The organism is Paenibacillus sp. NPDC057886, assembly GCF_042796655.1.
Taxonomy (GTDB): domain Bacteria; phylum Bacillota; class Bacilli; order Paenibacillales; family Paenibacillaceae; genus Paenibacillus.
In genome coordinates this window covers 398,371-419,978 of record NZ_JBHVMZ010000002.1, presented here as the reverse complement: position 1 = coordinate 419,978, position 21,608 = coordinate 398,371, and the positions used below count along the sequence as shown (strand labels likewise).

Here is a 21,608-nt window from a genome sequence, read left to right as displayed (position 1 = left end):
TGCAACGTTGGAGTCTTGTCGGATGATCCGGCCAATAACAACATGGAATAGGAACAGGTGATACACATGTGTAACAGCGCGTACCGCGTGCTTTTATATTATAAGTTCGTGAAGATTGAAGACCCTGAGACGTTTACGCAAGAGCATCTGCAATACTGCAAGGACCTGGGGGTAAAAGGCCGTATTCTGATTGCCTCGGAAGGCATCAACGGTACCGTATCCGGTACACCAGAGCAAACCGAGCAATACATGAAGGATATGCACGCCAATCCGCTGTTCAGCGATATGGTATTCAAGATTGATGATGTCGAAGAGCATGCGTTCAAAAAAATATTTGTTCGTCACAAAGCAGAGCTGGTTACATTCCGTTATGAAGAAGAACTCGACCCGAACGTACTCAGTGGTAAACGTCTGTCTCCGAAGGAGTTCTATGAACAGCTTCAGCAGGATGATGTCGTTGTCATCGACGGCCGTAACGATTATGAATATGAGATCGGTCATTTCCGGGGAGCGATTCGCCCTGATGTGGAATCATTCCGTGAATTCCCGGAATGGATTCGTGAGAACCTGGGTGATCTGAAGGATAAAAAGGTCATTACGTATTGCACTGGCGGTATCCGCTGTGAGAAATTGACTGGCTTCCTGATGAAAGAAGGATTCCAGGACGTTGCCCAATTGGAAGGCGGCATTGTCACGTACGGTAAAGACCCGGAAGTACAAGGTCGTTTGTTTGATGGCAAATGTTATGTATTTGACGAGCGTATTTCCGTGCCGATTAACCGGACGGATGAAGATATCGTGATTTCCAGCTGTTATCACTGTGGAACGACACATGATCGATATATTAATTGTCCAACCTGCAACCTGCAGCACGTAAGCTGTGAGGATTGCGAAGAGACGCATAACCGCTTTTGCTCGGATGCCTGCCGGGAGGCAGCGCCGGTAACCGCATAAGCAGGGAGAGCAGGTGCTGATCGTGAAGCGCGAAGAGGAACGAACGACGCGTGAACGAATTTTGTTCATGCTGAAGCAGCAAGGCACAATGACTGCTAGGGAAATGACAGCTGAGCTTGGTCTGACTGGCATGGCAATTCGCCGTCACCTGACGGCACTGGAGCAGGATGGATGGATTGAGGTTAGGGAAGCCAGAGCTACAGCTGGACGTCCGTCCTCGGTGTACCATCTGACGGTGCGCGGGGACAGCTTTTTTCCCAAATCATATTCGTCACTGACCCTGGAACTGCTGGAGGAACTGTCGGATTCAGCAGGCAGCGGGGTTGTGGATGCATTGTTCGAGAGTCGCCGGGACAAACTGCTTCGCATTGGACTTCCCCAGATGGAAGGACAGGACCTGGCTGGACGTGTCGAGGAACTTGCACGCATTCAGAATGCAAATGGATATATGGCCGATGCCTCCAAGGAAGAGGATGGCACCTATGTGCTTACCGAGCTGAACTGCCCCATTGTGCAGGTGGCAAGTGTATACAAGCAGGCTTGTCGCTGTGAACTGGAGTTGTTCCGTTCATTGTTGCAGGCCGATGTGGAGCGCACCGAATGTTACGCTGATGGCGGCAAGAAGTGCACGTATCAGATTCGCGAAGCGGCAGGGAACTAGAATGTATAGAGATTGTTTCGATCACTCGAAACAGTCTCTTTTTTTTGTATAAACGTTATGTACGAGGAAATCTTATCGTACATGCACACTTGACACATGTATCTTGTTGCAATAACATACGTTATATAACATATGTTATTTTTAAGAAAAGGAGAAAGAAATGCCACCAAGATCTGAGATTACGCAGGAAAAAGTGTTATCCGCCGCTTTCGAGCTTGTGCGGGAGCAAGGGTTTGAGGCGATCACTGCACGAAACGTCGCTCAGACGCTCCATTGCTCTACCCAACCGATCTATAGCCTCTATAACAAGATTGAAGAACTGAAAGCAAGTGTGTATGACAAAGCTGCCGAATTTGCTCGCGATAGCATGATGGAGTATAAGGACAGCGCCAATTCTCCTGCCCTGAACCTGACCATCGGTTTCTTGTACTTCGCGCAAAACGAGAAACAGCTATTTAGAGCCTTGTATCTATCAGGTTATCGACAATACAACCCGCACACCGATCAGTTTCTGGGCGAAGAACTGACCACGTATTATATGCGATACAGCAAACGATTGCAGGACGTTTCCTACGAGCAACTCAAGCGCATTTTCTTAAAACTAACGATCTATTTAATCGGCATTGGAACGTTACTGAATTCTCATACCCTGGAGCTGGACATGAACGAAGCGATTGAGATGATCCGGGAAATGTATGAGATGTTGCTGCATAAGGAAAATCTCACGTATTGAATCCGAAGAGGGAGTGAGCATAATGGTCCATGGGCTCGGTAACAAAATTGGAGAAGGTGGATGCGCGGAGGTATTTGAATGGGAGGATGGAAGCAAAATCATTAAGTTGGCTAAGCCTAACACGATCCCGGCTGCTATACAGGCTGAACTACACCATTGTCGAATTGCTTGGGCATGTGGGCTACCAGTTCCACGACCCTATGACCTGGTGAACGTTGAAGGCCGATCAGGTGTTGTATTTGAACGGATTTATGGTGAGCCCATTATAAAGCGATTTGTGGACAGAGCAGTAGAGCAGTCCAGACTGCAGCAACCCATAGATATAATGGATGATTACGTTGACGCCGAGATTACAGCACAACTTTTTCATCAAATTCATTCCCATTCAGTGGCCGATATGCCGAGCCAGCGGGAAAATATCAGGAATGATATCCATAGAGCGCAATATTTGACGGAAGCGGAGAAGGCAGCCGTGATCGCCGAATTGGACCGATTACCCATAAGGCAGCAGCTATGTCACGGAGATCCAAATCCAGGTAATATTTTGCTCAGGAATGATGATGCAGTCATTATCGACTGGAACAATGCCTCGACCGGAAATCCGGAAGCTGACTTGGCTGAATATGTCATTATGATTCGATATGCGATCTTGCCTCCGCATCTGCCAAATGAGGCTAGTGTTGCCCTCGATGCTACGAGGGAGACCAGCATTCGCTTGTTTATGGAGAAGTACGAGAAATTGTCTGGCATCAGTTATGCAGATATTGAACCCTGGATTGCTCCTGTTGCAGCACGCAAACTGGTTGCCGACGGGATATCCGAAGAGGAAAAGGTTTTGCTTATAAAAGAGATTAGAAGAAGACTCCGTATTCGTTAGCAAAATTCAATATATAAAAAAGCTAAAGGCGTCATCTGCACAATGTTGTGGATGGCTTTTTTTGTTTTATGTAAAGTTTTCTCTCACGTATCTGCAATGGAACCAAATTGGAAGCGGTTCAACCATTGACGGAAAACAGGTCGCACTTTAATATTAGGGAAACAATGAAATATCAACACGAGTCATGGACCTCAGTCGCATGAGAAAAGTCTATATTTGTCTGCTTTTGTCGGTCAAAGCAACAATGCGTTGAAGCGTTCGTTTTATCCCGCCCTATCGTGTCACTTGGATAACGATGAGGGTATCAATATTTTAGAAGATGGAGAGGGGTTCTCACACATGAAAAAGAAGTTGTTAATGTCTCTGATGATGGTTGCATCCATGATCGTAGCGGCTGGTTGCGGAAATAACACCGGCGGTAGCACAACGACCGAGGGGTCAGGCAGCACAACAGGTGAAGGTACAGCAGAAAAATCGTATCGCATCGCGATCTCGCAGATTGTCGAGCATCCATCGCTGGATGCCACACGTGAAGGATTTATTGCAGCGCTGAAGGATGCGGGCCTTGAAGAGAACAAGAACTTGACGATTGATTACAATAACGCACAAGGGGATTCAACGAACAACCTGTCCATTGCCCAGAAGATTGCCGGGGATTCCAAGAATGATCTGGTCCTTGGGATTGCAACACCATCCGCACTGGCTCTGGCTCAACAAGTAAAGGACAAGCCATTGCTGTTCGCAGCGGTAACGGACCCGCTGGGTGCTAAGCTGGTGAGTGACATGGACAAGCCAGGCGGTAACGTAACAGGTGCATCGGATACGAATCCGGAAGCGATCGTGCAATTGGCTGATTTTATCGCCAAATATTTGCCGGATGTGAAGACGGTAGGTCTGGTTATTAACGAGGGCGAACCGAATGCGGTTGTAATGGCGAACAATGCCGAAAAAGCGCTGGCAACACATAATATCAAGCTGGTCAAAGCACCAGTTACGAACACGTCCGAAGTAAAACAGGCAACCGATTCTCTGGTTGGCAAAGTGGATGCCTTCTATATCACGCTGGATAACTCGGTAGTTAGCGCAGTGGATACAATCATCCAGACAGCGAACAAAAATAAAATTCCGTTCTTCTCCAGTGACCGGGATACCGTGGAAAAAGGGGCTTTCGCAACTGTAGGTTTCAAATACTACGATCACGGATACCAAGTTGGTGAAATGGCTGCGGACATTTTGAAGAATGGTACGAAACCGGGTGACATGAAAGTCACCGTGCCGGACAAGCTGGATCTGATTCTGAACCTGAAAGCTGCTGAGGCTCAAGGCATCACCGTTACCGATGAGATGAAGGCAGAAGTGAAGGACCAGGATAACAACATTATTCAATAATCTGACCGGAAGATCCTCCGGCAGTACGGATGCGAGGCGGACGTGCAGGCGGGTTCGCCTCATTCTTTTCGATAGACAGGGAGGAAGCAATGTGAATTTGACTTGGGGTTCAATTGAAGGGGCAATCGAGCTTGGGTTGTTGTATGCACTGATGGCACTGGGTGTATATATTACATTCCGCATACTGGACTTCCCCGATCTCACCGTAGACGGAAGTTTTACAACTGGAGGCGCAATCGCGGCGGTCATGATATCCAACGACTTCTCTCCTTGGCTCGCTTGCTTGGCAGCAATGGCTGGAGGAATGGTGGCTGGCGCCTGTACAGGTCTGCTGCACACCAAAGGCAAAATTAACGGGCTGTTATCCGGTATCCTGATGATGATTGCTCTGTATTCAATTAATATGCGTATTCTGGGTGCACCGAACAAATCCATTATGGGCATGGACAATCCCTTCTCGGGGAGCATGTCATGATCATCATTATCGTGGTTGTGCTGGTATTCAAAATTATGCTGGATCTGTTCATGAAAACAGATATCGGACTGGCACTACGTGCAACTGGTGACAACAAACGTATGATTCGCAGTTTCGGCGCGAATACGGATGTGACCACCATTGTTGGTGTTAGTCTGTCCAACGGACTCGTTGCGCTGTCTGGAGCCTTTATTGCGCAGCAATCCGGTTTTGCAGACATTACGATGGGAATTGGGATGATCGTTATCGGACTGGCCTCCGTTATTATCGGTGAAGCCATTCTGGGTGCAAGAACCGTATTCTGGGCCACGCTTGCGGCTGTCGTCGGTTCAATTATTTACCGGATTGTGGTTGCGATCGCACTCCAGGTCGAATGGTTTGACACATCCGATCTGAAGCTGATCACCGCGGTGATCGTTATTATTGCACTTGTTTTCCCGACGATGCAGCGCTCCATGAAGCAGAAAAGCCTGGCTCGCAAACGAACCGAAGAGCTTATGGGGTCGTCGAGCCAACAGGCGAAGGGAGGCATGTGATCATGCTTGAGATTACACAAGTGACCAAACTGTTTAATCCGGGAACGACCGATGAGAAGACTGCGCTGGTTGGCGTAAACCTGACGATGAATCCGGGAGACTTTGTGACGGTAATTGGCAGTAACGGAGCGGGGAAATCAACGTTGATGAACATTATCTCAGGTGTCATGAAGCCCGACATGGGCGATGTGCTGATTAATGACCGTTCCATCAAAAGCCTGCCTGAGCATAAGCGCAGCAGCTGGATTGGCCGTGTGTTTCAGGACCCGATGGCGGGTACGGCACCGCATATGTCCATTGAGGAGAACATGGCGATGGCGTACAAACGCGGCAAGGGCCGTGGACTGGGCTTTGGAGTTACCCGTGCAAGACGGGAGATTTTCAACGCCCAGTTGGAGAAGCTCGGTATTGGGCTCGACAAACGCCCCAATGCCAAAGTGGGCCTTCTGTCCGGCGGTGAACGCCAGGCGCTCAGCCTGCTGATGGCAACATTCACCCAGCCGCAAATTTTGCTGCTGGACGAGCATACGGCTGCGCTTGATCCTTCTCGTGCGGAGCTGATCACGAAGCTGACTGAGACGCTTGTACGAGAGATGAGACTTACAACCCTAATGGTCACACACAATATGGAGCAGGCCATACGTCTGGGCAATCGTCTAATTATGATGGACAAAGGCCGGATTATTCTGGACGTTAGTGAAGAGCGCAAGCGAACGCTGACTGTACCTGAGCTATTGGGTGAATTTGAACGTATCAGCGGCAAAAAAATGGCCGATGATCGCGTGGTGCTGGGTTAAATCCAGGAAGCACCTTGCGATCACCGAAGAGAGCCAGTACATCTCATTACATAACCTTTTGCGTTCTCGCAAAGGGTTTTTGTGGTATGTTGAAACAGAATAAGGACCACAATTAGTAAGCATACATAGGAGGGCCAAGCATGTCGTTACAATTCGATGAAGGAACATACACCGTAACCCGGCGTACCGATTCCATTCGCCTGCTCGCGAAGGAATTTGCACTGCTGCATTTTCTGTATGAGAACAAGGAAAAAGCCTTTACTCGCAGCCAACTGCTGGACCGGGTATGGCCCCTGGAATATCCGGTTGAACGCACCGTGGACGACCATGTATACCGTCTGCGCAAGAAACTGAAACGTTGGGAAGAAATTGCACTGGAGACCGTGCGTGGTTATGGTTACCGGCTTACCATTCGATCGAATATGGCGATACTGCCCTCCAATCCTTCTGCTCAAGATCAGGAGATGCGAGAAGCGATTCATGGATTGTTCCGCAAATATCATCTGTATGGGCAGGGCAAATCGATGCTCACGCTGCTGGATCAGCAAGAAGCGCTGGGCATTGAGATTGATCCATTTTATCAGTTGTATATCCACTTTATTCAGGGAGATCTGGAATGGTTGATTACAACGACGGAAATTCCCTTCGAGGAACGATTATATTGGTTACTGATTTTTACACATACCCTGATTGAACCGTCGGAGAGTTTGCCATTGTATGAAAAGGCTCTGAATTCATCCGCATTGTCTGCAGATCAGCTTCGTGAACTTCGTATTCTGAACATTGTTGAAGTCTACGCAGAAGTGGGCCAGTATGAACGAGCCAAAGCTCGACTCATTGAAACGTATCATGTGATGGAGAAAGATAAACTAGTCCATTTCAGACTTCCGGTAAAGCTCTCAGAGTTGTATGTGGAGCTGTGGGGGGGCAGCGGCGAAGCGGTAGAGAATCAGATGGCTGCTCTGCGTTCCGGGTTGAAAGATGCGCCATACTTGCGGGAAATCGGACGCTTTCAAATTATGGAAGGTCTATGGCTGCTCAGACAGGGGCGAATCCGAGAGGCAGAGCCGAGAATGGACGATGGTCTGGACGTATTGAAAATGACACTGAACGCTCCGTTATATCTCAATTCGGCCTACCAGATATTGTTGTTCATGGCACACCACCGGATAGAGGGGCGTCTTTGCACTAAATACCGTCAAGTTCATGCAGATATCTCCAAAAGTTACGGCGTGCCTGTTTATGGACAGCAAATTGTGGAAGAAATCGGCACATTTTTATCCCCGTTTTCCCCATCCTCTGATCTTCCTCTGATATAACACCCTTATGATTACAGCCAAGGAACATACAAGTCAGCAACAAGGCTGTAATCAGGGGAGGAAGTATAACGTATGACCGTCATTTCAAATGAACCCAATCCATCATCCATTTCGTCCAATGGCTCATCCAAAAGCCTATGGACCAACTTCCGCTTCATGCGGATGTTTATTGCGTATTCGCTCGCGACCTTTGGAGATTGGTTTGACGCGCTCGCCATCCAGGTCATGGTCGCTTATCGTTGGGGTGCTGATCCACTGATCATTGCCCTTATTCCGGTATGTATGGCTGTTCCGGGTATCGTACTTGGATCGGTGGCAGGTGCACTGGCTGATCGTTTGCATAAGGTGAAAATCATGATGATATGTGATGTGATCACCGTTTTGCTAACGATTGGAATTCTGTTTGCGCCAAGTGCGGCATGGCTGTTGCCGCTTCTTGCTTTGCGAGCGATGATGGGGGTATTCCATGTTCCTGCGCAGCAGGCGCTCACACGCCAAGTGGTAGCAGAGGAGCATCTGTTTCAGGCATCGTCGCTGAACGGTTTTGTGAACCAATGCTCCAAAGTTGCCGGACCACTGCTGGGTGCAGTCATTGTGGCCGTATTTTCACCGCAAGTCTGTATTTTAATCAATGCTTGTACACGTTTGTTGTCCGGAGCCGTATTATGGCCTTTACGGCGTCTAACCGAGGAATCGGAACCGTCTGCATCGGACGGCAGTCCTTTGGAAACGGGGGAGACCACGGAGTCCTTATTCAGCCAATGGCAGAAGGGCTGGCGTTTTATTCAGAGCAGCCGCACCCTTCTGAGTACGATTCTGTTTGGTTGCTTTGGATTAATGGCGATCCTCATGATCGATTACCAGTTTACGACGCTGTTTCGGGAGATCAAGCCGGGTAACGAAGCCCTGATCGGCTGGCTGGGATCATCTGCTGGGGCAGGTGCAGTTGTAATTATTCTGTTGTTGAATCGGCTTCCCCGAATCGGATATGGCTGGGGGCTGGGTGGAGGATATGTGCTGATTGGTGCCGGAATTGCTGCGCTTGGTTGGGTCAGTTCCCAAACGTCCGAGCTCTGGATCATCATCTGGGGGTTATGCATCGGACTGGGCAATGGCCTGTTTATGGTGACGTTGAATTACCTGCTGCAAAAAGAAACCCCTCCTGCCTATGTAGGCCGTGTATTCGGTATTCAAAACTCGCTTTCCAGTGTCGTGCTGGTCGTTGCTCCACTTGCTGGCGGTGCGTTGATTCGGAGCGTGGGGCCTAGTCCCACATTTCAATATATCGGGATGGCGACACTGGCCATTGGCTTGGCAGGCATGCTGCTGCAACGGATCTTATGGGAGGGGAAACAACCATATCCGGCAGAGTCGACAGGAGAAGTTGGACAGAAGTCGGTCAGACAACCATGAATACCATCGTTACGATAAAATGCAGATGAACCATGAACAGCCGCTACGGTTACTTATCCTAAGCGGCTATTTCCATGTATTAGAGCAGTACATCATGCTTCCCACCAAGAGAAATAGGACGTGGAGGCCATTAGCCCCCCAACAGTGAGTGAACCGCTCCCGGTCAGGTTAATGGACTGACCGGGAGGAACCACGTAGCGTCCTAGTTCATCGGATAGAAAAGGACCTACCTGCTAGGGCAAAGCCAATAAGGTTGTAACACCTGTGGGAGCAGCCGAAGAGAATCGTACTGTTGCAATACTGGTGTTACTGCTTGATAAATTGTTGTTTACTGGTGTGAGTGCACTCGGTGATGTCAGTGTTCCATTTGCAGACAGATTCATGGAACCGGTGAAGGTAGAAAGCAAGTTAAGCGCGACCGTGATTCCACCGGAGAGCCGTGAGATATATACAGTTTTACCGCTCCCGGCGGGGTTGGTCAGTTGTACAGTAGCAATAACACTGCCACCCAGCAATCCTAGTGTTGTAGAGTTGGTTGAACCTGCGTTGTACAGATTGCCGGTACTACCTGCATTATTCTCAGGTGGAGCCACAATGCCGGGGGAGGTAAAAAACGGCCTATGCCTGGCGGGAACGTCGCCGCCCAGAGAGAGCACTCGCTATCGTTGAGGAATGAAGGCCGATGTATGCTGACTTCCCCGATCTGCTAGAGCTTGGTGCTGTGTTGGCCCTCGATCAGGGACGGGATACTGCGGCGCTCGACTTGCTCAAGCAGGCCAAAGCGGCAGCTTCCACAGCCAGTCGATATACGTCCGTTTCCGGTGCCGGAACGTATCGCAGCCTGACTCTGGAAGGCATGGCCCATGAACGGCTGGGCTGCAGCAGGCGGCCACGCCCGACGCAGCCCGCGCAGCCGAAGCGCTGCTGCGCGGTGCCCCGGCCAGCTGCGCCACGCCAGCGCCGCAGGCCGTGCACGCCGCGGCGCTGGCGCTCGCGCGCGTAGGCGCCTGGGCCGCATGGCTGCGCCTGCTGCAGGCCCTGCCGCCCGGCCAGGCGCCGGCGCTGCTCGCGGCGCTTCCGCCTGCGGCCCGCTGCGCGCGCCCGCGAGCGTGCGTGAAGGGCTGCTTGCGCTGTTCGGCACGCCGCATGGCGCGCAGCAGCCCTTCACGCACGAAGTGCCCGCCATGGTACTGGCGGGCACGCTCGCTTTGCTCGCCGGGCGGCAGCGCATTGCGCGTGATTGGGCCGAATGGGCCCAAGTCACTGCACGGCACCCTGCCGCCTCCGGCAGCCCGGCGGCGGCAATCCCGCCGGGCCTGCACACCCTGCTGCGCCTGACATCACCCGGCGCAGCGTTCACCGAAGCATACGCCAACCAGTGCAGAATGCTGCTGGTTCATCTCTAACGACTTTGGTAATCAAAGAATTTAGAGTTGATCTTGTTCTATGATCCGTTTATCCATCCCAATTACTCTTTACGAATAACAGCACGAAAACAACGGATTGCCGGGCCATACATGTCAGACCAGATGGCATCCTCTGGTTCTTTCACGCTTAGCTTGCCCTCGATCGTCAGTCCAGTGACAGCCATAATGGTCTCCAGCAGATCAGGGCGCATCTCGGGCACATCAAACGTGGCAATCAACCGTCCGTCCGGCTTTAGCACCCTGGCGAATTCGCGAAAGGCCCGCAGCATCGTTCCTGTATCCAGATGCTCCAACACAGAGATGCAGAATACGCTGTCAAACATCTCGGATGCATACGGAAGCTGAGCCAGATTGGCCTGCGCAAGATGCAGTCGGTCCAGGCTTGATTCTGGCAGATCACGTGCGGCCTGCTCACCAAAATCAGAAGCGATATCCAGCCGGATCGCTTCTCTGGACAAAATGCGCTCATCCCAATCACAGGCATGGACTTCCCGGCAGTACTCTGCCAGCCAGAATTTGAATGGATGGGATATACCACAGGCAGCGTCGAGTACGACATCTTCCTGACGTGCAAACTGGCGTGCCCATTCGTACTCGTACGGACGGCTCCACCACGCAGGATGCAGTGGAAAAACCAATGTATCCGTTTTGGGGTCACCCTCCCGAATGTATCTTGATTCCATGAAATCCGTTGCATTTGGCGTATCCATCATCCCCGAATTCCCTCCTTTAATCCTGCTTCTGACAGAAAAGATTCCAATACCGTACTCCACCTGCGCCGCCACTGGGATATATCGTAGGACAGCGCCGTCTCGCGGGCATAGATACCCAGCCGCTCCCGCTCGGCCCTGTCCTGAACGAGACGCACCAGTGCAGCGGTCAGCGCTTCTTCATCTGGAGGTACCAGCAGCCCGTTGAAGCCATCCTGAATCAGATCATTCAGTCCGCCAACATTGGAAGCAACAACCGGAAGCCCACAGCTCATCGCCTCCAGACAAGCGTAGGACGTTCCTTCCGAGAAGACAGTTGGGATCACGGCGATATCTGCCTGATGGTAGGCCTCGCGGATATCCCGAAAATCATACGTGCGATGTTTGATTCGATCAGCATGGGGGTGCGTGCGATGCCAATAACGGAAGGATCGGCCCACCGTACTGCCTTCGACCAGCTCGCCGGCAAATTCGACCTCCAGATCGGGAAAGGCCCCGAGCAGTCGGTCAGCTGCCAGCATCATCGGAATAATGCCCCGCTCCATGCTGATGCGGCGAGGATATAGAATGCGCAGTGGGCGCGAAGGGTTCACATAAGTCGCAGCCGTTGTGTCATCGCCCTGTTCCTTCAAATGAACACCTATCAGCTCACTTGGCTGCAGACCAGCTGGACCCTGTCTGATATTTGCCGAGTCCAGTTCTTCAGCAATTACTGTCACCTCGGATCTGTCCGCCCGCACCACGCCGTCTCCATCGTTTCTTTCCCTAACGAATGACGTAGCATTTAACCCCGAAATGACAACTCCAGCATGATCTTCATGGCTTGCAAGATCTTTCTTCCATGCTGCCAGCCATTCTTCTTCCTGTTCAAGCTCTAACGTACGCCTTGGCGGAGCAGGTGTGAAATAGGAGGTATCCACTGCATTGGGAATGAGCACAACCTGACCGGGATCGGCAAACGTACAAGCAGCACGGCAAAAGGTCTGAAAATGCGAATCGACTGACACGATGCGTACAAGTCCATCCAGTGCCAGCTGAATATGCTCAGCGACTTGCTGCTTGGTTTCGAGCGGCAGCGCGGGACGATCCCAGTTAATTCCATGGCAGATGCCAAGACTGCCGGGCTTGTAGGCAATGGGCTGCCATAGGCAGCTTGCATAGATCACAGGCCCTCGTGCGGCGGCGGCCATTCGGGTAAAAGCTTCGGGCACATCATTCATATCGTAGGCATACCCGTATACATCGATCTGTTCCGTGCGGGTCTGAAAAGCTTCAAAATAGGACAACTGATGAACCTCGGGGATATGTCCCAATCCGCGGATGACGCTGCACAAATCAAGGACGTAACGCTCCAGACCGCCCCCGAACACCCGGCTGAACTCCCGGTTATAGCCATCGGTAAAGCTGTGTGTCAATATGCTGACCACGCCCATCTCACTGCTCCTCCTTCCACGGAATCAGTCGGGGCTCCGGATCAAGAATCGATTCATAATGTTCCAGGCTTCCCCACTCGCCATGTGGATCAATTCGTTTATAACGCAAATATTTCCGAACCCGATCCTCCAGACTTCCTGCCCAGCCAAGATGCTGCACCTTCAATTCCGTGCTGATTCCGGGCAATACGGTGCAGGGCAAGGGAAGGCGGGGAACATGATGATTTTGCTGCGGATAAAAGTAGGGATAACCCGGCATATAGCGGACCAGGGAAGCGGTATGACGTCGGTGAAGCCCCCAAAGGTCATCTTCCCGGTAGTGAGTTCGTCCGCCCCACATATCGTAGAAACGGAAAGCGATCCAATCCGCATGCTCCTGGTTAATCAGAGCGCGTATCGCTTTCTTCGCTTCCGTGCTGTATAGCTCATCGGCATCAACCGAGAGCAGCCAATCCGGCGAGGTACCTGCCGCTGCCTGCCATAAAGCATTCCGTAATCGCCATTCCTCCGCAAATAAAGGCTTCTCCAGCACTTCCAGACGAACGACCTTTGGATAGGCTCTGCATATATCGGGTGTTCCATCTGTGCTGGCATCGTCCACAATGACGATCTCATCCACGAATTCACTGAGATCGTCCAGCACTTCCTCCAGATATCGCCCACGCTCGTTACGTACCTGAAGCATGGCGGTCAGTTTGTTGCCCTGACTTTTACGAACCCGACGAACGGAAAACGGCTCTCTAAATAGGTCTGTTTCCTGGTGTTTTACAGCATCCTGATCTCCTTGGCCCTTTGGGTCAGCGTGCAGCGATTCCAGCGTTTCAGTTGGAGTATGTGTTGTTTCGGATCGGATATCCCTATGCACTATCGGTCCATTCACATGTTGTCTGCGCTTCTTCGGGTCCAGCATCATGGCACCTCCCCCAGCAATTGCTGGACGGCTTGATCCAACAGTTCCATCTCGACGATTCGTGCAAGAGCATCTTCATCCTCCAGTGCCGTCTCCAAAAATTGTCTCACAGCCCCGTGACGTTCTCCGCGCAGAGCCAGGGCTAGACCCGACAGCTGCCGATAATCCTGTCGGCTGGGGTTATCCTGAATATCTACTGCGTGCACCAAATCTAATGCATCTTCAACACGTCCAGTCTCCCGATAGATACGAAATTTCCAATGCCGTGCCGTTTCGCCTCCGAGTTCATCCAAAATATGCAATGCGTTTCCATAATCATCATTGAGACGTAGCAGTTCTGCCCGGACGAGCTGCTCCTCCCCGGCCTCCAGCCAGCGGCAGAGTTGTTCATAATGGTACCGTTCCTGCTCGTTGCCTGCGCTGATTCCATAAACTTGCAACGCGTTCTCGATTTCTCCGGTCCTCGCATGAATCGCAGAGAGGAATCGATAGTGGGAGCTTACACAATCATTGCGCCCGTTTAATACTGCGTGAGAGAAGGCTTCCTTAAGTGAAGCGGCCGCTCTGGAATCTTCAAGCACATATTCATAGGCTGCCAGCAAAAAGGAAATCGTCTCATGCGCTCCTGCTTTGGATCGAAGCTGACGATAGAAGTCGGCACGCACACTGCATTGCAGCTGGGTGACCGTATTCTGAACACCCGAGAGTGTTTGTCGCAGCGCATGCAGGAATAGCAGTTCATAGTCCCGGAGGGGGACTTCGAGGTCATTCTTTTGCATGACACCAGCAGGAGAGGTATCCTCTCCATTCAGCCAGATGGCGCATACGCCCTGGAATACCAGCTTCATATAGCGTGTTTCTGAAGTGGTGCCCACAAGATCGGCGATTCCGACCAGTCTTGAAATGCAGCTCTCCCATAAGGGGGATTCTGCTTCTTCACCAACCGGCTCGGGGAGAAGTACAATACAGAGCTCCGGATGGAGCGAGGCTGTGGCAGTCAGCCAGTAGGGATGAGCAACCACTGCAACCGTACGGGGCTCCTGTAACAGTTGTTCAGCTTCGGAAAGGGTGATGACGGTGATATTCGCAGGCATTTCCTCGGAGCGTTCCAGACTGCTGACATAATAGACAGGCCCTTCCGCTACCATTAGAGCAGCGATGTCTGAATAGGGAAAAGCAGACCATCCTCCCTTCCGGGGGAAAAGAACATAACGAAAGGCAGGCAGGGCCGTACTTGACTGTTCTGCATCTACCCCTTGATGAGGCTCCGGGTCCGGGATTGGAGACAGCTCTTCCATCGATGAATCACCTCACTTGATTTACATTTTTGTCCGTTCATGGATTGAAGCAGCACCATCTGATGAATATCGGATTGGCGCGCTTTGAATGATATCAATGAAGCCAATAATTCAATATGTAATGCCTTTGTTACCCAGCGTATTTTATGCCTGACACTAACATATGGGCGTTCCGTCCCAAACATGAGCATCTTCCGTGAATAGACGAAGCTGGCAAGCCCTAAGATTAGGTTTGTTTTTTTCTATTGTGTGACCATCGTCACTTTTTTTTGCTGTCATGGCAGGGTTTGTGATAATTGTCACATGTATAAAATAGTCTATCTGGCACAATACGTTCATCAATACGTGTTTGGCTGACAGAAACTGAAGAAGGGGCTTCAATGCCAAATACGAAAACTGTGATGTGAACAGAAAGAAGGGGTAACGGTATGGATCCGATCATGTTATCGCGTATCCAATATGCGCTCACAACGATTTTCCATTTCTTTTTTGTGCCGCTGTCCATCGGTCTTGTGCTGCTGATAGCCATTATGGAGACGTTGTACGTAGTGAAGGGTAAGGAAGTTTACAAAACGATGGCCAAATTCTGGGGCAAGCTGTTCCTGATTAACTTTGCCGTCGGTGTGGTGACAGGTATCTTTCAGGAATTCCAGTTCGGCATGAACTGGTCCGAGTATTCCCGGTTTGTCGGGGATGTGTTCGGTGCGCCACTGGCGATTGAAGCCTTGCTGGCGTTTTTTATGGAGTCTACCTTTATTGGACTCTGGATTTTTGGATGGGATCGTTTGTCCAAAAAAGTGCATTTGGCTTGTATCTGGCTGGTATTTGTCGGTACATTCCTGTCCGCGCTCTGGATTCTGGCAGCCAATTCATTCATGCAGCATCCGGTTGGCTTCGAGATTAATAATGGCCGAGCCGAGATGAATGACTTCTTTGCACTGATTACGAATGGTCAACTGCTGGTAGAGTTCCCGCATACGATCTTTGGTGCCCTGATGACAGGCGCATTTGTGGTAACCGGGATTAGTGCCTACAAGTTGATGAAGAAGCAGGATGTGGAGATTTTCCGCAAATCGTTCAACATTGCCATCATTATTGGCTTGGTTTCCTCGCTGGGGGTTGCCTTCTCGGGTCACTTCCAGGCGCAATATCTGGTGGAGACGCAGCCGATGAAAATGGCGGCCAGTGAAGGAACATGGACGACGACGGAAGACCCTGCACCATGGACGGTGGTAGCCTTTATCGACCCGGACAAACAGGAGAATTCCGGCGAGATCAAAATCCCTGGATTGCTCAGTTATCTGTCCTATAGCAAGTTCTCTGGCAGTGTCAAAGGCATGAAGGAACTTCAAGCAGAGTATGAGCAAACGTATGGACCAGGGGACTATATTCCACCGGTACGGACGACGTTCTGGAGCTTCCGCATCATGATTGCTGCGGGCGGATTGATGATTTTGCTAGCTCTATACGGTACATTCCTGGCGATGCGCCGGAAGTTGGAGGGAGCAGGCAAGTGGTTTATGCGTCTGATGGTGTTTGCCATTTCCCTGCCGTTTATCGCCAATACGTCGGGCTGGATTATGACTGAGGTGGGAAGGCAGCCGTGGACGGTATTTGGTTATATGACAACTTCAGCAGGGGTATCCCCGAACGTAAGCGCAGGCCAGATTTTGTTCTCCACCATTACTTTTACAGCAGCTTATACGGTTCTCGGAATTGTGATGGTTTATCTGTTCGTTCGTGAAATCAAGGCAGGGCCATATGCAGTCGAGAAGCCGGAGGAGCATGATGAATCGGCCGATCCGTTCGGCGTGGATGGGGGTTATTCTGTTGTCACTAAGTGAGTTGTGGTTTTTGCTGATTGCCGTCCTGTTTGTTGGTTTTTTCTTTCTGGAAGGTTTTGATTTTGGTGTGGGCATGTCCACTGCAATTATCGGTAAAACGGATCGTGAACGTCGTACCCTGATCAACTCGATTGGTCCGTTCTGGGATGGCAATGAGGTCTGGCTGATTACGGCGGGGGGTGCCATGTTTGCAGCCTTTCCGCACTGGTATGCCACGCTGTTTAGCGGTTTTTATCTGCCGCTGGTCGTGGTGCTGCTGGCCTTGATCGGCCGCGGCGTTGCCTTTGAATTCCGCAGCAAGATGAGACATGAACGCTGGCGCAAAACATGGGACATCATCATCGTAGTCTCCAGTGCGTTACTGCCATTCCTGTTCGGGGTTGTTTTCGCTACCTTAATGAAAGGCCTGCCTATTGATGGGCAGATGCAGCTTCGTCCAGGCTTCCTGGACATCGTTAATCCGTATACGGTGGTAGGCGGGTTGAGCGTGACATTGTTGTGTCTGGTGCATGGTTTGCTGTTTGCTTCATTGCGGACTGTCGGTGACCTCAGGGAGCGTGCCCTGAATACGGCCAAAAAACTGATGCTTCCGCTGGCCGCAATTCTCGCGGTCTACGCCGTGATGACATACTTCATGACCGATGTATTTGCCGTACGTGGCTGGGCACTCTGGATTATGGTTGTCCTGGGCGCTGCTTCATTGGGTTTGGCGGCTTACTTCGTACGTCAGAAACGTGAAGCCTGGGCCTTCGGCATGACGGGAGCCGTAATTGCCATTGCGTTTGCCTCCGTGTTTATCGGTCTGTTTCCAAGGGTCATGGTAAGTTCTATGGGTTCGGCGTTTGACCTGACGGTCTACAATGCGGCATCCGGTGCATATTCGCTGAAAGTGATGACGATTGTGGCTTGTACGCTGCTTCCGTTTGTACTCGGCTATCAGATCTGGAGTTATTACATTTTCCGCAAACGTCTGAACGATCAGCATCACCTGGAGTACTGATATGGGACGGGGGCTGCTGAAGCTGCCGGGCATCCGGCCAGTACTTGCGCTGGCCTCAGCGCTGGTACTGTTACAGGCGATGACGATTATCATGCAGGCGAAATGGCTGGCACAGGCGATTACGGCATTGTTTCAAGGTTCACCCGTAACGGAGCAGTACCCGGTGCTGCTGTTTTTCCTGGCCGCTTTTGCCGCCCGCTATGCCCTATCGTTCTGGTTGCAGCTCATCGCTTCGCGGTACGCGGAGAAGACAGGAAACGATCTGCGCAGACAAATGGTGGAGCAGTGGTTCCGGCTGGGACCGCGTTTTGCCAAAACGGAAGGAACAGGGCACCTGGTTACGCTGGCACGCGAAGGAACAGCCCAGTATAAGACGTATCTTGAACTGTTTATTCCCCGCATGCTGGGGATGGGGTTCACGCCAATGGTTATTCTGTTCTATGTCTTCAAGCTGGATATGATGTCCGGGGTGATTTTGACGCTGACACTGCCGATCCTGATCGTGTTTATGATTTTGGTGGGACTGGCTGCACAGCGCAAGATCGATGGACAGTTCAAGTCGTATAAAGCGTTGGCCAACCATTTTGTGGATACGCTGCGTGGACTGGAAACACTCAAAACACTGGGACAAAGCGGTAAGCATGGAGAAACAATCATTCGGGTCAGTCAGCGTTATCGCAAGGCTACGATGTCTACTCTGCGTATGGCTTTTCTGTCCTCCTTCGCACTCGATTTCTTCACCATGCTGTCGGTGGCTTCAGTGGCGGTTGGGTTGGGGCTGCGCCTGACGGAAGGACATATGCTGCTTGGGCCAGCGCTGACCGTACTTATTCTCGCGCCCGAATACTTCCTGCCTGTAAGAATGGTAGGCGCAGATTACCACGCCACACTGGACGGCAAAGAGGCAGGGGAAGCAATCAGCCAGATGATTGAACGGGGGAAATTGGCCGAACGTAAGCAAAAGGAAGCATACACGAGTGCTGTTCTACAGGGTGTGGCAGAAAAGAACGAAGAATCCTCTTCGCCTGAGTCTTCTTCTGGCCCAAGCGATATTTCTCCATCCACCATACGGGTGGTCTTGCGTGAGGTGAATGGCCGAAGTGGCGTCGCTGCCTCCTCATCGAAAACCTTCTGGGAGGCGACGAGCAGATTGGCGCTCACCAACGTACAGGTACGGCATCAGGAAGACGTGCCATGCTCATTGAATGATGTAACGTTTCAGGTTTCCGGCCTTGGCAAAGTAGGAATTATCGGAGCGAGCGGAGCAGGGAAATCAACCCTGATTGATGTACTGGCAGGCTTCCAGCAGTTTACTTCAGGCCAGATCTTATATAACGGCCAGCCCTTCTCTCCAGAGATGATGGAAGATTGGAGAAAACAAACGGCGGCCATCCCGCAGCATCCAACTATTTTCAGTGGAAGTCTGGCGGATAATGTTCGATTCTATATGCCCGAAGCTTCGGATGTGGAGGTGGCTGACGCTATTCACGCAGCCGGTTTGCATAAGCTTGCCTCCTCATTGCCGAAAGGGTTGCAGGAGCCGATTGGGGCTGGGGGAAGGCAGCTCAGCGGCGGGCAGGAACAGCGGGTGGCTTTGGCGAGAGCTCTTCTTAGTGGCCGCCCGATCCTGCTGCTCGATGAGCCGACTGCGCATCTGGATGTGGAGACCGAGTATGAACTGAAACAGACGATGCTGCCGCTGTTTGAGGGTAAGCTGGTGTTTCTGGCAACACATCGACTGCATTGGATGCCGCATATGGACCGCATTATCGTGATGGATGGCGGTACGGTTGCAGAGACAGGAACACATGAGGAATTGTTGGCCCGACAAGGTGTTTATTACCAGATGATTCAGGCCCAAATGGAGGCGGTGTAAGATGAAAGCCGGATATGAGCAGACAGAAACAGCCCGGAGCGGTGACAAAAAGAATAGCTGGCTCACTCCGTACATGGCACAGTACCGCTGGAGACTCGTGGCAGTCATTGCGCTGGGGATATGCGCTACGTTATGTGCTGTGCTGCTGCTTTTCACCTCCGGATTTCTGATCTCCAAGTCGGCCCTCCGTCCTGAAAATATTTTAATGGTATATGTACCTATTGTGGGTGTTCGTGCATTTGGGATTTTCCGTGCCGTATTTCGGTATGCCGAACGTCTGGCCGGACATGATGCCGTTTTGCGTGTGCTTGCAGATCAGCGCGTGAAGCTGTATCGGATTTTGGAGCCGCAGGCACTGTTCCTACGCTCCCGCATGCAGACAGGAGACGTACTCGGTGCTCTCGCAGAGGATGTAGAACGACTGCAGGATATTTACCTGCGGACGGTATTTCCAGCGGTTACGGCACTCGTGATGTACGGTGGCGTTGTTGTGGCTTTTGGCAGCGTTGATCTGGGGTTTGCACTGTGGATGGGGTTGTATATGCTGTTTCTGGTTGCCGTGCTGCCTGCCATTTCCCTCCGTGTGACGTGGAAGTTGCGGGTGCGACTGAAGCGGGAAAATGCCAAGTTGTACACTCGTCTGACAGATGGTGTGCTTGGCCTCGGGGATTGGATAGCGAGTGGACGAGCTGAAGAATTTGTGCGTCGGCAGGAAGAGACTGAAGGACAGGCAGATATGATTCGACTCCGCTTGCGGCAATGGACGCGCTGGCGTGATCTGGTCGCGCAATGCGTGATCGGACTGATGGTGGTATCGGTGACCTTATGGGCGGGAAGTGCGGCTTCTGCCGGACAGCTGCCTGCGGTCATGATTGCTGCATTTGTGCTGGTGTTGTTTCCACTCACGGAAGCACTGCTGCCTGTAGGAGATGCCGTGGACCATATCCCGCAGTATCGTGAATCGCTGGAACGATTGCAGCACTTGGAAGGTGAAGAGAATAAGCCAGAACAGTCTGGAACCGAAGAAGCGAATGCAGCAGCTGGAGCCAAAAAGGATATGACCACAGGTGTACCAGACAGCAATCTGGTAGCTGGACAGCAGCTGGGTTCCCCGGATCGTACGGAAAGAGCTTCGGATCGACGCATCCGCCTGCGCATTCCGCCCAGGCTGCGAGCCGACATTCAGATCGATCAGGTGAGTTATCGTTATACGCCAGTTGCCCCGTATGCGGTGCAGGAGGTGTCTCTTCATCTTCCTCAGGGTAAACGCTTGGCTATTCTCGGTCGCAGTGGCGGTGGCAAATCAACCCTTCTGAAGCTCATTCAGGGAGTGCTGCATCCATCCGCCGGAAACGTATTTATCAATGATCTTCCGGTACAAACGTTGGGCGAAAATGTAACGGATGTCATTGCGGTACTGAACCAAAGTCCACATCTATTTGATACAACGGTAGCCAACAATTTGCGAATCGGTCGTCCACATGCAACAGACGAAGAAATCCAGCGAGTGGCTGCGCAAGTAGGTCTATCCGACCTTATTGAATCTTTGCCGCAGGGTTATCATACACCGATGCTGGAGACAGGGCTTCGTTTCTCCGGTGGAGAAAGGCAGCGGATTGCGCTGGCCCGGGTACTTCTTCGCGAAACGCCTGTCGTTATTTTTGATGAACCGACGGTAGGGCTTGATCCTGTGACGGAGCGAGCGCTCATGCGAACCATTTTGGACAGCATGCAGGGCAAAACAATGATCTGGGTCACTCATCACCTGATGGGAGCGGAACGGATGGACGAACTTATTTTTATGGAAAATGGACAGATTACCATGCAGGGTTCTCACGAACAATTGCTAGTCAGGGAAGAGCGTTATCGCCGTCTCGTTGAACTTGATCGACCGGGTTGGGCAGATGGGCAGAAACCTGCGGTCCCGCTGCCACCTGTAGCTTTCAGATAAGAGCG

18 protein-coding genes and 1 pseudogene are annotated in these 21,608 nt (G+C 51.5%); 15 read left to right on the top strand and 4 right to left on the bottom strand.

Features of this window, described 5'->3' with window-relative positions; all coding sequences use genetic code 11:
• Positions 1-66: 66 nt before the first annotated feature.
• The 11 genes and pseudogenes from trhO (at position 67) to ACFVQB_RS08900 (ending at position 10,560) form a co-directional block, all read left to right on the top strand.
• Entirely contained in the window at positions 67-954 is an 888-nt protein-coding gene (gene trhO / locus ACFVQB_RS08950) for an oxygen-dependent tRNA uridine(34) hydroxylase TrhO (RefSeq protein ID WP_379437201.1), read from the top strand.
• Positions 955-967: 13 nt separating this feature from the next.
• On the top strand, positions 968-1,615 hold the full coding sequence (locus ACFVQB_RS08945) for a helix-turn-helix transcriptional regulator (protein ID WP_379437198.1): 648 nt from the start codon (positions 968-970) through the stop codon (positions 1,613-1,615).
• A gap of 160 nt (positions 1,616-1,775) precedes the next feature.
• Positions 1,776-2,348 carry a TetR/AcrR family transcriptional regulator gene (locus ACFVQB_RS08940; RefSeq protein WP_379437196.1) on the top strand — a complete coding sequence of 191 codons (573 nt, stop codon included), beginning with the start codon at positions 1,776-1,778 and terminating at the stop codon, positions 2,346-2,348.
• Positions 2,349-2,370: 22 nt separating this feature from the next.
• The gene (locus tag ACFVQB_RS08935) at positions 2,371-3,225 is read left to right on the top strand and encodes a phosphotransferase family protein (protein ID WP_379437193.1); all 855 of its coding nucleotides are present in this window, start codon (positions 2,371-2,373) and stop codon (positions 3,223-3,225) included.
• A 339-nt stretch (positions 3,226-3,564) separates the two neighbouring features.
• Positions 3,565-4,614, top strand: a complete 1,050-nt coding sequence (locus tag ACFVQB_RS08930) for an ABC transporter substrate-binding protein (RefSeq protein ID WP_379437190.1) — start codon at positions 3,565-3,567, stop codon at positions 4,612-4,614.
• A gap of 151 nt (positions 4,615-4,765) precedes the next feature.
• Positions 4,766-5,625 (top strand): annotated as a pseudogene (locus ACFVQB_RS08925) (ABC transporter permease).
• A gap of 2 nt (positions 5,626-5,627) precedes the next feature.
• On the top strand, positions 5,628-6,422 hold the full coding sequence (locus ACFVQB_RS08920; protein WP_379437187.1) for an ABC transporter ATP-binding protein: 795 nt from the start codon (positions 5,628-5,630) through the stop codon (positions 6,420-6,422).
• A 140-nt stretch (positions 6,423-6,562) separates the two neighbouring features.
• Complete coding sequence (locus ACFVQB_RS08915) at positions 6,563-7,741, top strand: winged helix-turn-helix domain-containing protein (protein WP_379437184.1); 1,179 nt, start codon at positions 6,563-6,565, stop codon at positions 7,739-7,741.
• A 72-nt stretch (positions 7,742-7,813) separates the two neighbouring features.
• On the top strand, positions 7,814-9,154 hold the full coding sequence (locus ACFVQB_RS08910; RefSeq protein WP_379437181.1) for an MFS transporter: 1,341 nt from the start codon (positions 7,814-7,816) through the stop codon (positions 9,152-9,154).
• A gap of 264 nt (positions 9,155-9,418) precedes the next feature.
• Complete coding sequence (locus tag ACFVQB_RS08905; protein ID WP_379437178.1) at positions 9,419-9,823, top strand: hypothetical protein; 405 nt, start codon at positions 9,419-9,421, stop codon at positions 9,821-9,823.
• Positions 9,824-10,170: 347 nt separating this feature from the next.
• The gene (locus ACFVQB_RS08900) at positions 10,171-10,560 is read left to right on the top strand and encodes a hypothetical protein (RefSeq protein WP_379437176.1); all 390 of its coding nucleotides are present in this window, start codon (positions 10,171-10,173) and stop codon (positions 10,558-10,560) included.
• Positions 10,561-10,622: 62 nt separating this feature from the next.
• On the opposite strand, the gene ACFVQB_RS08895 is transcribed toward ACFVQB_RS08900, so the two are convergent.
• From ACFVQB_RS08895 to ACFVQB_RS08880, 4 genes are read right to left on the bottom strand one after another with little or no spacing between them, the layout of a single operon-like run.
• The gene (locus ACFVQB_RS08895; protein ID WP_379437173.1) at positions 10,623-11,294 is read right to left on the bottom strand and encodes a class I SAM-dependent methyltransferase; all 672 of its coding nucleotides are present in this window, start codon (positions 11,292-11,294) and stop codon (positions 10,623-10,625) included.
• Positions 11,291-12,724, bottom strand: coding sequence for a glycosyltransferase family 4 protein (locus ACFVQB_RS08890; protein ID WP_379437170.1), 1,434 nt, complete (start codon positions 12,722-12,724; stop codon positions 11,291-11,293). The genes ACFVQB_RS08895 and ACFVQB_RS08890 overlap by 4 nt, the downstream gene beginning before the upstream one ends.
• Position 12,725: 1 nt before the next feature.
• Positions 12,726-13,637, bottom strand: a complete 912-nt coding sequence (locus ACFVQB_RS08885) for a glycosyltransferase (protein ID WP_379437167.1) — start codon at positions 13,635-13,637, stop codon at positions 12,726-12,728.
• Positions 13,634-14,932: a tetratricopeptide repeat protein gene (locus ACFVQB_RS08880; protein ID WP_379437164.1), complete on the bottom strand. Its 1,299-nt coding sequence runs from the start codon at positions 14,930-14,932 to the stop codon at positions 13,634-13,636. The genes ACFVQB_RS08885 and ACFVQB_RS08880 overlap by 4 nt, the downstream gene beginning before the upstream one ends.
• Before the next feature lie 428 nt (positions 14,933-15,360).
• Here ACFVQB_RS08880 and ACFVQB_RS08875 point away from each other — a divergent pair, with 428 nt between their 5' ends.
• The 4 genes from ACFVQB_RS08875 to ACFVQB_RS08860 are packed head-to-tail and all read left to right on the top strand — an operon-like array spanning position 15,361 to position 21,603.
• Positions 15,361-16,776 (top strand): cytochrome ubiquinol oxidase subunit I, encoded by a 1,416-nt coding sequence (locus ACFVQB_RS08875; RefSeq protein ID WP_379437161.1) that lies wholly within the window; start codon positions 15,361-15,363, stop codon positions 16,774-16,776.
• Positions 16,760-17,776, top strand: coding sequence for a cytochrome d ubiquinol oxidase subunit II (gene cydB / locus ACFVQB_RS08870; RefSeq protein WP_379438092.1), 1,017 nt, complete (start codon positions 16,760-16,762; stop codon positions 17,774-17,776). Before ACFVQB_RS08875 ends, cydB begins: the two co-directional genes overlap by 17 nt.
• A gap of 1 nt (position 17,777) precedes the next feature.
• Positions 17,778-19,652, top strand: a complete 1,875-nt coding sequence (gene cydD, locus ACFVQB_RS08865; RefSeq protein WP_379437158.1) for a thiol reductant ABC exporter subunit CydD — start codon at positions 17,778-17,780, stop codon at positions 19,650-19,652.
• Position 19,653: 1 nt separating this feature from the next.
• Positions 19,654-21,603, top strand: a complete 1,950-nt coding sequence (locus ACFVQB_RS08860; RefSeq protein ID WP_379437143.1) for an amino acid ABC transporter ATP-binding/permease protein — start codon at positions 19,654-19,656, stop codon at positions 21,601-21,603.
• The last annotated feature ends 5 nt before the right edge of the window (positions 21,604-21,608 follow it).